The organism is Bradyrhizobium sp. Bra64 (assembly GCF_024519875.1).
GTDB lineage: Bacteria > Pseudomonadota > Alphaproteobacteria > Rhizobiales > Xanthobacteraceae > Bradyrhizobium > Bradyrhizobium japonicum_G.
The window spans coordinates 309331-323269 of record NZ_JALJRD010000007.1; the positions used below are offsets into that span (position 1 = coordinate 309331).

General features: G+C 64.9%; 11 protein-coding genes. 1 reads left to right on the plus strand and 10 read right to left on the minus strand.

Annotated elements, in window-relative coordinates; genetic code table 11:
- Window positions 1–138: 138 nt before the first annotated feature.
- The 8 genes from pnp to rimP form a co-directional block, all read right to left on the minus strand.
- Window positions 139–2295: a polyribonucleotide nucleotidyltransferase gene (gene pnp, locus NR187_RS22140; protein WP_211383896.1), complete on the minus strand. Its 2157-nt coding sequence runs from the start codon at window positions 2293–2295 to the stop codon at window positions 139–141.
- A gap of 462 nt (window positions 2296–2757) precedes the next feature.
- Window positions 2758–3027: a 30S ribosomal protein S15 gene (gene rpsO, locus NR187_RS22145; protein WP_008131787.1), complete on the minus strand. Its 270-nt coding sequence runs from the start codon at window positions 3025–3027 to the stop codon at window positions 2758–2760.
- 2 nt (window positions 3028–3029) lie between these two features.
- Entirely contained in the window at window positions 3030–4148 is a 1119-nt protein-coding gene (gene truB / locus NR187_RS22150) for a tRNA pseudouridine(55) synthase TruB (protein ID WP_211383897.1), read from the minus strand.
- Window positions 4145–4576 carry a 30S ribosome-binding factor RbfA gene (gene rbfA, locus NR187_RS22155; protein ID WP_256807596.1) on the minus strand — a complete coding sequence of 144 codons (432 nt, stop codon included), beginning with the start codon at window positions 4574–4576 and terminating at the stop codon, window positions 4145–4147. The genes truB and rbfA overlap by 4 nt, the downstream gene beginning before the upstream one ends.
- Before the next feature lie 154 nt (window positions 4577–4730).
- Entirely contained in the window at window positions 4731–7436 is a 2706-nt protein-coding gene (infB, locus tag NR187_RS22160; RefSeq protein ID WP_211383899.1) for a translation initiation factor IF-2, read from the minus strand.
- A 70-nt stretch (window positions 7437–7506) separates the two neighbouring features.
- Window positions 7507–8190 carry an RNA-binding protein gene (locus tag NR187_RS22165; protein WP_256807597.1) on the minus strand — a complete coding sequence of 228 codons (684 nt, stop codon included), beginning with the start codon at window positions 8188–8190 and terminating at the stop codon, window positions 7507–7509.
- Window positions 8191–8213: 23 nt separating this feature from the next.
- Window positions 8214–9824 carry a transcription termination factor NusA gene (gene nusA / locus NR187_RS22170; protein ID WP_211383901.1) on the minus strand — a complete coding sequence of 537 codons (1611 nt, stop codon included), beginning with the start codon at window positions 9822–9824 and terminating at the stop codon, window positions 8214–8216.
- 2 nt (window positions 9825–9826) lie between these two features.
- Window positions 9827–10582 carry a ribosome maturation factor RimP gene (gene rimP / locus NR187_RS22175; protein ID WP_256807598.1) on the minus strand — a complete coding sequence of 252 codons (756 nt, stop codon included), beginning with the start codon at window positions 10580–10582 and terminating at the stop codon, window positions 9827–9829.
- A gap of 373 nt (window positions 10583–10955) precedes the next feature.
- Here rimP and NR187_RS22180 point away from each other — a divergent pair, with 373 nt between their 5' ends.
- Window positions 10956–12038 carry a DUF2336 domain-containing protein gene (locus NR187_RS22180; protein WP_211383903.1) on the plus strand — a complete coding sequence of 361 codons (1083 nt, stop codon included), beginning with the start codon at window positions 10956–10958 and terminating at the stop codon, window positions 12036–12038.
- On the opposite strand, the gene trmB is transcribed toward NR187_RS22180, so the two are convergent.
- The gene (trmB, locus tag NR187_RS22185) at window positions 12035–12745 is read right to left on the minus strand and encodes a tRNA (guanosine(46)-N7)-methyltransferase TrmB (RefSeq protein WP_211383904.1); all 711 of its coding nucleotides are present in this window, start codon (window positions 12743–12745) and stop codon (window positions 12035–12037) included. The genes NR187_RS22180 and trmB overlap by 4 nt on opposite strands.
- Complete coding sequence (locus NR187_RS22190; protein WP_211383905.1) at window positions 12742–13899, minus strand: M20 family metallopeptidase; 1158 nt, start codon at window positions 13897–13899, stop codon at window positions 12742–12744. Before NR187_RS22190 ends, trmB begins: the two co-directional genes overlap by 4 nt.
- Window positions 13900–13939 lie beyond the last annotated feature (40 nt).

A 13939-nucleotide genomic window follows, 5' to 3' on the forward strand; every position in this document is an offset into this window, starting at 1 on the left:
CCATCGCCGGTTTCGATCGCAGTCATTGTGACGCTGCGGCGGAATCGCGCATTGCCATTCCGGTGATGCAGGCTGCTGACGGCTAATAAAAAGGGCGGCCTCTCGGCCGCCCCTCGTGTTTCCGATGGTGCCGAGCGATTACTCGCCGGCCGCTTCGCGCGGGGCCTTCTCGCCGTCGCCGCCCTTGCCTTCGAGGTCTTCGCCGGTGGTCTGGTCGACCACCTTCATCGACAGGCGGGTCTTGCCGCGGTCGTCGAAGCCGAGCAGCTTGACCTTGACCTTGTCGCCTTCCTTGACGACATCGGAGGTCTTCTGCACGCGCGCCGAAGCGAGCTGGCTGATGTGGACGAGACCGTCCTTGGAGCCGAAGAAGTTCACGAAGGCGCCGAACTCCATCACCTTGACGACGGTGCCGTCATAGATCTGGCCGACTTCCGGATCGGAGGCGATCGACTTGATCCACTTGATCGCGGCCTTCATCGCCTCGCCGTCGCTGGAGGCGACCTTCACGGTGCCGTCGTCCTCGATGTTGACCTTGGCGCCGGTCTTCTCGACGATCTCGCGGATCACCTTGCCGCCGGTGCCGATCACTTCGCGGATCTTGTCGGTGGCGATCTTGAAGGTTTCGATGCGCGGCGCATATTCGCCGAGCTCGGCACGGGCGTTGGTGAGTGCCTTGGCCATTTCGCCGAGGATGTGGATACGCCCATCCTTGGCCTGGCCGAGTGCGACCTTCATGATCTCTTCGGTGATGCCCTCGATCTTGATGTCCATCTGGAGCGAGGTGATGCCCGCTTCCGTGCCGGCGACCTTGAAGTCCATGTCGCCGAGATGATCTTCGTCACCGAGGATGTCGGAGAGAACCGCGAAGCGCTTGTCTTCGAGGATCAGGCCCATCGCAATGCCCGCGGTCGGCCGCTTCAGCGGAACGCCGGCGTCCATCAGCGCGAGCGAGGCGCCGCAGACCGAAGCCATCGACGAGGAACCGTTGGATTCGGTGATCTCCGAGACCACGCGGATCGTGTACGGAAATTCGTGATGCGGCGGCAGCACCGGATGGATCGCGCGCCAGGCCAGCTTGCCGTGGCCGATCTCGCGGCGCTTGGTGCCGCCGAGGCGGCCGGTCTCGCCGACCGAGTAGGGAGGGAAGTTGTAGTGCAGCAGGAACGTCTCTTTGTACGTTCCCGACAGCGCGTCGATGTACTGCTCGTCCTCGCCGGTGCCGAGCGTGGTCACGACCACCGCCTGGGTCTCGCCGCGGGTGAACAGTGCCGAGCCGTGGGCGCGGGGCAGCACGCCGACTTCGGCGATGATGTTGCGCACGGTCTTGCTGTCGCGCCCGTCGATGCGCTTGCCGGTGTCGAGGATGTTCCAGCGAACGATCTTGGCTTCGAGCTCCTTGAACACGCCGCCGATGCGCAGCTTGTCGTATTTCGGCTCCTGCCCTTCGGGGAAGTAGTGCGCGATCACCTTTTCCTTGACCTTGCCGACCGCGGCGTAGCGATCCTGCTTGACCGGAATGGCGTAGGCGGCGCGCAGCTCCTGCTCGACCATGCCGAGCATTTCCTTTTCGAGCGCCGAATTGTCGATCACGGTGACTTCGCGCGGTTCCTTCGCGGCCTTCTCGGCAAGCTCGATGATCGCGTTGATCACCGGCTGGAAGTGACGGTGACCGAACATGACCGCGCCGAGCATGATGTCTTCGTTCAGTTCCTTGGCTTCCGATTCCACCATCAGCACGGCGTCGGCGGTGCCGGCCACGACGAGGTCGAGCTGGGTGTCGACCATCTCGTCGAGCGTCGGGTTGAGGATGAACTCGTCATTGGCGAAGCCGACGCGCGCGGCGCCGATCGGGCCCTTGAACGGAGCGCCCGACAGGGTCAGCGCAGCCGACGAGGCCACCAGCGCGACGATATCGGGATCGTTCTCCATGTCGTGCGACAGCACGGTGACGATCACCTGGGTCTCGTTGCGCCAGCCGTCGACGAACAGCGGGCGGATCGGACGGTCGATCAGGCGGGAGACCAGCGTCTCCTTCTCGGTCGGACGGCCCTCGCGCTTGAAATAGCCGCCGGGAATGCGGCCCGCGGCGTAGGTCTTTTCCTGGTAGTCGACGGTCAGCGGCAGGAAGTCGACGCCTTCGCGCGGCGACTTCGCCGCGACGACGGTGGCGAGCACCACCGTCTCGCCATAGGTGGCGACGACGGCGCCGTCGGCCTGGCGCGCGATCTTGCCGGTTTCCAGCTTGAGGGGACGTCCACCCCAGTCGATCTCGACCGAATGCTTATTGAACATAGATGTCTTCTTTCATGGGTTCTCGAAAGAAGGACGGATCGAAAAACAAAAACCATGCGCAAGATTGCGGGACGTTGATCGAAGAGGGCGATCAGCGTCCTGCGATCCTGCCATGGTTTTTGGATTTCGGATGGCGTCCATCCCTTCGGGTCATACGGGCGCCTTGCCCGTTTTGCCCAGCCGCCGGATTGCCGCTGGACTGTCAGTCGGCACGAACGCGAACACCGAACCGCGGTCTTCGCCGATCATGCCCGGATGCGAATCGTCACTCGAGTATGATCCGGAAAAGTGCGAAGCGGTTTTCCGACAAGATCATGCTCAAACAACAATCCAAAGTGCGATTCTTATCGCGCTTTGGGCCCGCACCCGACGCGCACGCAGCCTCGATCAAAAACCTTTGAACAAACGCTTTCGTTCGAAACCACGCGCAAAAACGCGCGCCGTTGGCGCGCGCAAGAACTCTTAACGACGAATGTTGTGCTTCTCGAGCAGTGCCTTGTACCGCGCCTCGTCCCTCTTCTTGAGGTAATCGAGCAGCGAACGGCGGGTCGAAACCAGCTTCAAGAGGCCGCGACGCGAATGGTTGTCCTTCACGTGGGTCTTGAAATGGTTGGTGAGGTTGTTGATGCGTTCCGACAGGATCGCGACCTGAACCTCGGGCGAGCCGGTGTCGCCGGCCTTGTTGGCATTCGTCTTGATGACTTCCGCTTTGCGTTCTGCGGCAATCGACATCGTCAATTTCTCTCGTTGCGACCGGAGCTGGCAGTCAGGCCGGTCAGGTTGAACACACGCTTGGGGATGATTTCGCCATTGCCAACTTCAGCAAGCGCGAGAAGCCGGCCTGCCACCGTGACATAGACTGTGCCGCTACAAGTGGGCGCATCCCGTCCGCGCAACAAAACGGCCTGGCCCCGATGGAGCCTTGCCGCATCAGCCCGAGTGACGGCCAGTGCCGGGATGTCGTCCAGCGCGGTCTCAACGGGCATAAGCGCGTCGGCGAGGCTGCCCTCGCCGGACGCGGCTCTATCGCACAAAGCCTCCAGCTGATCCAGCGGAATCATGTCGTTTTCGTCAAATGGGCCGACCAGGGTCCGCCGCAGCGCGCAGATATGACCGTAAGTCCCGAGAATCCGGCCCATATCGCGGGCCAGCGCGCGGACATAGGTGCCCTTGCCGCACTCCGCCTCGAACACGGACCGGTCGTTATCCGGTTGATCTACAAGGGTTAAATGGTGAATCTCGACCGGGCGGGGAGCCAGTTCCACGATCTCGCCGTCGCGGGCGAGATCGTAGGCGCGCTCGCCCTGGACCTTGATCGCGGAATAGCGCGGCGGGATCTGCTCGATCACGCCGGTGAAGCGGGGCAGCAGGGCCAGAATGGCCTCCCGTGTCGGGCGCTGGTCGGAGATCGCGGTCACCCGGCCCTCGATGTCGTCGGTGTCGCGCTCCTCGCCCCAGCACACGGTGAACTGGTAGCGCTTGCGGCCGTCCATGACGAAGGGGACGGTCTTGGTGGCCTCGCCGAGCGCGATCGGCAGGCCGCCGGAGGCGAGCGGATCGAGCGTACCGGCATGACCGGCGCGCTTGGCGTTGAAAAGGCGCTTGAGCACGGCGACCGCCTGCGTCGAGGTCATGCCGATCGGCTTGTCGAGCACGACCCAGCCATGGACGTCGCGCCGGTCGCGGCGCGGCTGGTTGCCCTTCTGCTTGCCTGCGCGCGGATCGTTGTTGACGCGGCGCTGCTCCTGATCCGGCTGCGAATTGCCGCTCATGTCCGCAAAATTATTTTTCTGCGCGTCGCGCTGATCGGTCTCTTCGCCGCCGATCGTGCCGTGAGCCGGGTCCATCGTCATTGCTCTTCTTCCCGATCCGAATCCGGATCCTGTTCCAGGTCCTTCTGCACCGCAGGTGTTCGCAAAAGCTTCTCGATCCGTTCCGCTTCGTCGAATCGTTCGTCGACGCGGAAGCGAAGGTCAGGTGCAAATTTCAGGTTAACGCGCCGCGCGACCTCGCCGCGCAGGAATTTCTTGTTGCGGTCGAGCGCAGCGATGATGATCCCGGTGTCGCGGCCACCGAGCGGCATCACATAGACTGTTGCGAGCTTCAGGTCGGGCGACATCCGCACCTCCGGCACGGTGATGATGTGACCTTCGAGGTCCGCATCATGCAAATTGCCTTGCGCCAGAATCTCGGCCATCGCATGGCGAACCTGCTCGCCGACGCGCAACTGGCGTTGCGAGCCGCCCGGCGCGGAACTCTTCTTCTGATGATGGCGGGGCATCTGGAAATCACCTCGTCATGCCCGCGTTTGGGACACGGGCATTGTCATTTGTCCTGTTGAAACGAATGAGAGGCGGATGGCCGGAAAAAATCCGGCCACCGCACTCTCGCTATTTCAGCTCAAAAAGATCCGTGCGCTTCGGTAAGATTTGGACTTACAGGGAGCGCTGGATCGTCTCCACGCGGTAACACTCGATCACGTCACCGGCGCGCATGTCGTGGTAGTTCTCGAAGGCCATGCCGCATTCCTGACCGGACTGGACTTCCTTCACTTCGTCCTTGAAGCGCTTCAGCGTCGACAGCTTGCCTTCGTGCACGACGACGTTGTCGCGGATCAGGCGCACATTGGCGCCGCGTTCCACGGTGCCGTCGGTGACGCGGCAGCCGGCGACCTTGCCGACCTTGGAGATGTTGAAGATCTCCAGGATCGCGGCATTGCCCAGCATGGTTTCGCGCAAGGTCGGCGCGAGCAGGCCGCTCATGGCCTTCTTCACGTCGTCCACGAGGTCGTAGATGATGTTGTAGTAGCGGATCTCAATGCCGTTGCGCTTGGCGGCCGCAGCGGCCTCCTTGTTGGCACGAACCGAGAAGCCGATGATCGCGGCGTTGAAGCCTTCCGCGAGCGTCACGTCGGATTCCGAGATGCCGCCGACACCGGCATGCAGGATGCGCGCGGCGACTTCGTCGGTGCCGAGCTTCTCCAGCGAGCCGAGGATCGCTTCCAGCGAACCCTGCACGTCGGCCTTGATGATCAGCGGGAATTCCTTGCGGCCCGCGGTCTTCAACTGCGACATCATCTGCTCGAGCGAGCCGCGCATGCCGGAGATCGAGGCAGCCGCGTTCTCGCGCTTCTGGTGCGCGCGGTAGCTGGTGACCTGGCGGGCGCGGGCTTCGTTCTCGACCACGGCGAGACGATCGCCGGCTTCCGGCGGACCGTTGAAGCCGAGCACCTCGACCGGCACCGAAGGACCCGCCTCCTGCACCGTGTCGCCCTGATCCGAGATCAGCGCGCGGACGCGGCCCATTTCGGCGCCGGCGACGATGATGTCTCCGACACGGAGCGTGCCGCGCTGAACCAGCACGGTCGCGACCGGACCACGGCCGCGGTCGAGCTTGGCCTCGATCACGGTGCCTTCGGCCGGGCGATCCGAATTGGTCTTGAGGTCGAGAATGTCGGCCTGGAGCGCGATCATCTCGAGCAGCTTGTCGAGATTGGTCTTGTTCTTGGCGGACACTTCGACGTCGACGACTTCGCCGCCGAAGGATTCCACCTGCACCTCGTGCTGGAGCAGCTCGGTGCGCACGCGCTCTGGCTTGGCGTCGGGCTTGTCGATCTTGTTGATGGCAACGATGATCGGCACCCGCGCCGCCTTGGCGTGGTTGATGGCTTCGATCGTCTGCGGCATGACGCCGTCATCGGCCGCAACCACCAGCACGACGATGTCGGTCACCTTGGCGCCGCGGGCGCGCATTGCGGTGAACGCGGCGTGGCCGGGCGTGTCGATGAAGGTGATCTTCTTGCCGCTTTCGGGCGACAGCACCTGATAGGCGCCGATATGCTGGGTGATGCCGCCGGCTTCGCCGGAGACGACGTTGGCATGGCGGAGCGCGTCGAGCAGCGAGGTCTTGCCGTGGTCGACGTGGCCCATCACGGTCACCACAGGTGAACGCGTCTCGGTGTCGGTGGAATCCTCGATCGCGTCGAACAGGCCTTCTTCAACGTCGGACGCGGCAACGCGCTTGACGGTGTGACCCAGCTCTTCGGCGATCAGCTGCGCGGTGTCGGCGTCGATCACGTCGGTGATCTTGTGCATCGCGCCCTGCTTCATCAGCATGCGGATGACGTCGACCGCACGCTCGGCCATGCGGTTGGCGAGCTCCTGGATCGTGATCGCTTCCGGAATGATCACCTCGCGGATGAGCTTTTCTTTCGGCTCGTTCGCGGCATGGCCCTTAAGGCGCTGGGTGCGGCGGCGGAACGAGGCGATCGAGCGCTCGCGGACGTCGTCGGCATTGAATGCGGTGACGACCGTCAGGCGGCCGCGCTCCTTCTGCGGGCCGGGCTTGTGGGTGGGCTTGGGGGCTACCACGGGCCGCGCAGCGCCGCCGGGGCCGCGGCGGATCTGGCGCGGACCCTCGTCCTCGTCCGGTCCGGCTGCGACAGCGGGGGCGCGGCCCACCGGGCCTCCCGGCCGCTGCGTGGTCGTTCCAGGCCGCGCCGTCGTCGTTCCGGGGCGGGCCGTGGTGGTCGTCCCGGGCCGGGCCGCAGGTGCTCCGGGCCGCGGTGCAGGAGCAGCCGAGGCCGTCGCTGCAGGGCGCGCCGCGGATTGCGGTTGCTCGCCTTCGCCAAAGCGCTTCTTGGCCTCGGTTTCGGCCTTGCGCCGGGCTTCCTCTTCGTGGCGGTGACGCTCATCCTCGGCCTTGCGGCGGGCTTCGGCGGCCTCGCGCTCGGCGCGCTCGGCGTTTTCGCGGACAGCGCGGCGCTGGGCCTCTTCCTCGGCATGGCGGCGCTCTTCGACTTCGCGCACCTTGGCATCGGCCAGCGCGCTGGCGCGGGCAGAACGTTCGTCCTCGGTCAGCGTACGCAGCACCACGCCGGATCCGGCGTTGCGCGGCTGGGCGGGCGGGGCGGGGCGAGACGGCGCTGGCGCAGCCGGTGCCGGCTTTGCAACAACCGTGGGCGCCTGCGGCTCGGGGCTGCCGTCGATCCGGCGCTTGCCGCGCTTCTCGACCACGACCTGCTTGCTGCGGCCATGGCTGAAGCTCTGGCGCACAGTGCCCGTTTCGACGCGCGGCTTGAGCGATAGCGTCTTGCTCGGAACGCTCAGCTTCTTGTCGTCAGGGGTCTTGGTATCAACCATTCAGCAGTCCTAATCCTGATCTGTTAGCGTTGTGCGTTGCCGCACCGTCCTATCGGGTCGTCGTTGTCTCTCAGAAATCCTGGCCGGGCTTTTCGGCAGTCTTGTCAGCGTCCGCCATCCGGTATCGGACCAGCATCTGGCTACGTGACAGGAATGACTTGCTCGCCGGGCCCGCGAGCAGGGCAGCATGTATCACATTTGACCGGGTAAGTGCCAAATCCAATTCTATCGATTTCAGTGCGGTAACGACGGGAATCTGCGGCTTGCCGCCGCGATTTCCGCCGTTTTGACGCGCCAGCGTGTCCAATTTGCGGATTCCGTCCGCGGCCCCCTCGCTGGCGTGGATCAGGACCTCGACCGTGCCTTCCCGAAGCGCGCTTTCGACCTTGCCGAAGCCGGCCACGATCTGGCCCGCCTTGGCGGCAATCCCAAGGGCTTCGGTCACGCTCCGAACCAGGAGCGCCTCGATATCGGCGGGAAGCGTCTGGGGAATGCGCAACTCGCGCTTGAAGGCCCTACCAAAATGGTGACGCCGCACGGCTTCCGCAACCACCTCGCGCGAGGCGGTGACCCACATGCCGCGTCCCGGCAGCTTGCGCTTGAGATCGGGAACTATATCGCCTTGGGGCGAGACGACGAAGCGGATCAGCTCGTCGATCGGCCGGACCTCGCGGCTGACCGCGCACATCCGCATGGTCGCGGACCTTTCGGTCCGCGGGCCATTGTCGAGATCGTGGTCAGTATCTGCGAGCATCCGAGCGGCATTCTCCTTTGCCCTTAAGCCGGCTGATCTTCAGCCGCCTCAGCCTCTTCGGCCGGCTTGGCCAAGTCAGCCTCGGTGATCCAGCCGGCCTTGACGCGCGCCTGCATGATCATGGCTTCCGCATCGTCGCGGGAGACGTCGAGACCATCGAGCGCGCCGGCGAACTTGGTCTGCTCGCCGCCTTCCTTGCGCTCGGTCCAGCCGACCAGATCGTCGGTGGCGCAGCCGGCGAGGTCGTCGACGGTCTTGATGTCGTTCTCGCCGAACTTCACCAGCATCTTGGAGGTGACGCCGGGCACGTCCTTGACGGCGTCCTCGACACCGAGCTCCTTGCGCTTGGCTTCGATCTCGGCTTCCTGCTGCTCGAGATATTCGCGGGCACGGTTCTGGAGCTCCTGCGCGGTCTCCTCGTCGAAGCCCTCGATGCCTGCGAGTTCCTTGAGGTCCACCATCGCGAGTTCCTCGACCGAGGTGAAGCCTTCGGACGCCAGCAATTGGCCGACGACTTCGTCGACATTGAGCGATTCCATGAAGACTCGGGTGGAATTCTCGAAGTCGGCCTGGCGGCGCTCCGATTCCTCCTGCTCGGTCAGGATGTCGATGTCCCAGCCGGTGAGCTGCGAGGCCAGACGCACGTTCTGGCCGCGGCGGCCGATTGCCAGCGAGAGCTGGTTGTTGGTGTCGGGCACGACGACCTCGATGCGCTCGCGGTCCTCGTCGATGACGACCTTGGAGACTTCGGCCGGCGCCAGCGCGTTGACCACGAAGGTCGCGATGTCGGGCGACCAGGGGATGATGTCGATCTTCTCGCCCTGCAATTCGTTCACCACCGCCTGCACGCGCGAGCCGCGCATGCCGACGCAGGCGCCGACCGGATCGACCGAAGAATCGCGGGAAATCACGCCGATTTTCGCGCGCGAGCCGGGATCGCGGGCGACCGCCTTGATCTCGACGATACCGTCATAGATCTCGGGCACTTCCTGCGCGAACAGTTTCGCCATGAACTGGGGATGGGTCCGGGACAGGAAGATCTGCGGGCCGCGGGTCTCACGGCGGACGTCGAAGATGTAGGCGCGGACGCGGTCGCCGTTGCGGAACACTTCGCGCGGCAGCATCTCGTCGCGGCGGATGATGGCCTCGCCGCGGCCGAGGTCGACGATCACGCTGCCATATTCGACGCGCTTGACCACGCCGTTGACGATGTCGCCGATGCGGTCCTTGAATTCCTGATATTGCCGGTCACGCTCGGCCTCGCGCACCTTCTGCACGATCACCTGCTTGGCCGATTGTGCGGCGATGCGGCCATATTCCAGCGGCGGCAGGGTGTCGGCGATGGTGTCGCCGACCTGGGCGCCGGGATTGGCGCGCTGCGCATCCACCAGCGAGATCTGGTTCGAGTGGTTTTCGACCTTCTCGACCACCAGCATGTGGCGCGACAACCGCAGCTCGCCCTTCTTCGGGTCGATCTCGGCATGAACGTCAGTCTCGCTGCCGTAACGTGCCCGGGCCGCCTTGGCGATGGCGTCCTCCATCGCCGCGATGACGATGCCGCGGTCGATCGATTTCTCGCGCGCGACGGCATCGGCGATCTGGAGCAGTTCAAGTCGATTGGCGCTGACTGCCATGGCTAGTCTCCTTCGTCAGGCTCGATCTCGCCCCGTCGCGCGCGTTCGGCGGCCAGGCGATGCTTCTTTGTGTTGGTCGGGGCCGGCTTCTTCTTCGGCTTGGTGTTCTTGGTGATCTTCGCGCTGATCTCCGCGTGCGGCGCAGCCGGCGGCTCCAGCCCGAGATCGCGGCGCATCTTGCGCTCCTCGGCCTTGCCGCGGCGCATGGATTCCGCGATCAGCTCGTCGGTGAGCACGAGCCGTGCCTCGCCGATGTCTTCCATGGTCAGGAGAACGTCGGGACTATCGCCCGCCTTGACGTCCTCGCGATGCAGGTGCACGCGGTCGCCTTCGACGGCACCGAGCGTGCCGCGGAACCGCTTCCGTCCCTCATGGGCGACGGCCATGTCGATCTTCACCAGATAGCCGTAATAACGCTCGAAATCGGAGCGCCGCACCAGCGGGCGGTCGATCCCCGGCGAGGAGATTTCCAGCCGATAGGCGCGATCGATCGGGTCGGCGACGTCGAGCACCGGCGACAGCGCCCGCGAAATCGCCTCGCAATCCTCGAGTTGCATCGAACCGTCCGGCCGCTCGGCCATGATCTGCACGGTGCAGCCGGATTCCGCCGAAATGCGGATCCGCACCAGACGGTAGCCCATGCCCTCGAGCACCGGGCCTGCGACCGCGGACACCCGTGCCGCCACGCCCGGCTCGACCACGAGCCTCGGCTCTGCCAGCAATTCGGCATCCGTGGAACCAGGGTTCGGTTCGGTCATATCAGAGGTCAAGGCGCTCGTTGGATAAGGCTTGGGTCAAGGCTTGGTTAAGACTTTGAAAGCCCGCTGCGGAACTTTCCCGACAGCGCGTCGGCTGCATCTCCCACCAAGCCGCGTTCAGGTAATAAAAAAGAGCGGGTCCTTTCGGGCCCACTCTCACTACGCGGATCGTATGAGAAGATGAATTGGCGCTGATATAGCCCTTTCCGCCCTCCCGGACAAGGCCCATCGCAGGGCGGGCGAGGCTTTTTGCGTCCGGTCCGCGGCCCCTCGCGCAACGCTTCCTTCACCTCCGGGGCCTAAATTCCCCGATCGTGGGGCGGCTTGGACCAAGGGCGCACCCGCGGCGTGCCCTGTACGAGTTTGCGTTTTCATGACCGTTGCCACGTCGCTCATTCCCGGACTGGACGATATCGTCAAACGCGGCGACCCGCGGCGGCGCGGCGAGATCGCGAGCGCGATCGCCCAATTGTTCTTCCAGGACGCCGAGAAGCTCCGTCCCGATCTCGTCGATCTCTTCGACAATCTGCTGATCGATCTCGTCCCGCATGCCGAGCTCGCCTCGCGCGTCGATCTCGCCGAACGCTTCTCGCGCCTGAACAACGCGCCGCGGCATCTGGTGAGCCAGCTCGCGCGTGAAAACGAGATCATGGTGGCTGGCCCCGTGCTGCGCCATTCGCCCGTGCTCGACGACGCCGCTCTCGTCGAGATCGCGCGGCTGAAGGGCCAGGGCCATCTGCTGGCGATGACCGAGCGCCCCCTGCTGTCCGCTGTCGTCACCGACGTGCTGGTCGAGCGCGGCGATCGCGACGTGGTGCGCCGCGCCGCGGGCAATGCCGGCGCGGCGTTCTCGCCCGATGGTTATTCCGAGCTGATCAAGCGCGCCGCGCAGGACGGCGTGCTGACGCTCAGGATCGGCCAGCGCAACGATCTCTCCGGCGAGCACCTGAAACAGCTTCTCGACGGCACACTCGACGTCATCCGCCGCCGCCTCTCGAGCGTGGTCAATCCCGCGCGCCAGGTCGAGATCAAGCGCGCCATGGCGGCGATCGAGGAGGCGGCACTGCCGCCGGGGCCGCGCCGCGATTTCTCCGCGGCACAGCGCACGGTGCTGGCCTTGCATCGCGGCGGCCATCTCGGCGAGAGCGCGCTGCTCAGCTTCGCCAAGGCGCACAAATACGAGGAGTCCATCGCCTCGCTCTCGGCGATGTCCGGCGTCCGCCTCTCGGTTCTCGACCGCCTGATCGCCGGTGACCGCTACGATCCGATTCTGGTTCTGGGTCGCGTGCTGAATCTCGGCTGGCCGACGGTGCGCGCACTGATCCTGATGTGGTACGGCCCGAATCGCACGCCAGCCGATGCCGATATCGAGCAGGCGCGCGTGAACTTCACGCGCCTGATGCCGGCCACTGCCGAGCGCGTCGTGAATTTCTGGCGCAACCGGCAGACGATCTAGAGCCGCTTGAATCGCAGATAGGCCGCCTTGCGGCCCTCGCGTGCAGCCTTCCGGCCGTAGCGCGTCATGGTGTAGCCGGCCCATGGCTGCCGGAAATCGTCGGCGCGCTCCGCCAGCCAGACGAAATCCACCGAGCGCGCCAGATGCGACAGCGTCCAGGCGCAGTAATCGTCGATGTCGCAGACGAAACGGAATTCGCCGCCGGCTTTCAGCACGCGCGCCATCGCGGCGATGGTCCGGTCCTGGACGAAGCGCCGCTTCCAGTGCCGCCGTTTCGGCCAGGGATCGGGATGGATCAGGTCGATCCGCGACAGCGAGGCTTTGGGCAGCCAGGCCAGGAGCTCGGCGGCATCGCCTGCGAACAGGCGGATGTTGCCGATGTTGGTCGCCTCGATCTGCGCGAGGATTTTCGCCATGCCGTTGACATAGGGCTCGCAGCCGATGAAGCCGGTCGTGGAGAAGCTCTGCGCTTCGGCCGCAAGATGCTCGCCGCCGCCAAAGCCGATCTCGAGCCGCACATCGTCCGCCGCGGGATCGAAGATCTCGCCGGCATTCGCCGGCGCCTCACCGTCGATGTCGAGCGCGAGATGCGGCAGCAGATGATCGATCAGCTCGGCCTGATGCTGCCGCAGCTTGTGGCCCTTGCGGCGCCCGAAAAAGGCGCGCTCGCTGTCGTCGCGATCGGGATCCGATTTGCGTTCGATCATCGCAGCGTCTGGTAGAGGCGATGGAGCAGCCGCGCCCGCGGCGCGAGCGACGAGACATAGAGCTGCTCATAATGGGTGTGGGCGCCCTTGCCGTCGACGCCGAGCCCGTCGAGCGTCGCGGTGTGCGCGGCTGTGAAATTGCCGTCCGAGCCGCCGCCGGTGTGGGTGTCGACCAGCTCGAAGCCGATCTCGGTGGCGAGCGTCTTCGCATGCTCGTACAGCGAGGCGCCGGCATTGCTCTTCTCGTAAGGCGGACGATTGAGCCCGCCCGTGACACTGACGGTGACGCCATCCGTCTTCGACGTCAGGGCGAGAATCCTGCCGACGAATTCGTCCGCGTCCTCAAGGCTCAGCACGCGCAGGTCGATTTCGGCATGGGCTTCTTCCGGCGTCACGTTGGGCCGCGTGCCGCCGCGCACCACGCCGACATTGACGGTAACGCCGCGGGCCGGATCGTTCATCGCTTCGAGCGCCAGGATGACATTGGCAAGCTCGCGGATCGCACTGCGGCCGTCCTCGGGCCGCGTGCCGGCATGTGCGGGCACGCCTTTGATGAAGACCTCGAATCGCCCGACACCCTTGCGGCCGGTGACGATCTTGCCGCCGTCGCGCGCCGGCTCCGTCACCAGCACATATTTGGCCTTGCGGCCTTCCGTCTCGATCAGTGTGCGTGAGGTGGGGCTGCCGATCTCCTCGTCGGAGGTGAACAGGTGGGTGATGCCGAGCGGCGAGCGATCGGCGGTGGCGCAGAGCGCACCAAAGGCATGATGTGCGATGTAGGCGCCGCCCTTCATGTCGTAGATGCCCGGACCGAACGCGCTGTCGCCTTCGACCTTGAACGGCAGGCGCGTGATGAATCCCATCGGATGGACGGTATCGAGGTGGCTCAGCACGAGGATGCCCGGCCGGTCCTGGCCCCAGGTCGAGCGCACCACGAGATGATCGCCGCAGCCATCGACGCCGGCGACACGCTCGAGCGTGACAGGCAGATCGCGGTATTGCTCCGCGACCACGGAGATCAGCTTGTTGACCTGTTCAGGCGAGTCCGTCGGCGTCTCGATCTCGACCCAGCTGCGGATGCCATCGAGAATAGTTTGGGAATCGAACCAATTGGAGCTGATCATGAGTGCATCTGTGCCCTTGTATCGCATCATCGGAGCGGATGCGCATCAAAACGCGGCCGCAAATGACGAC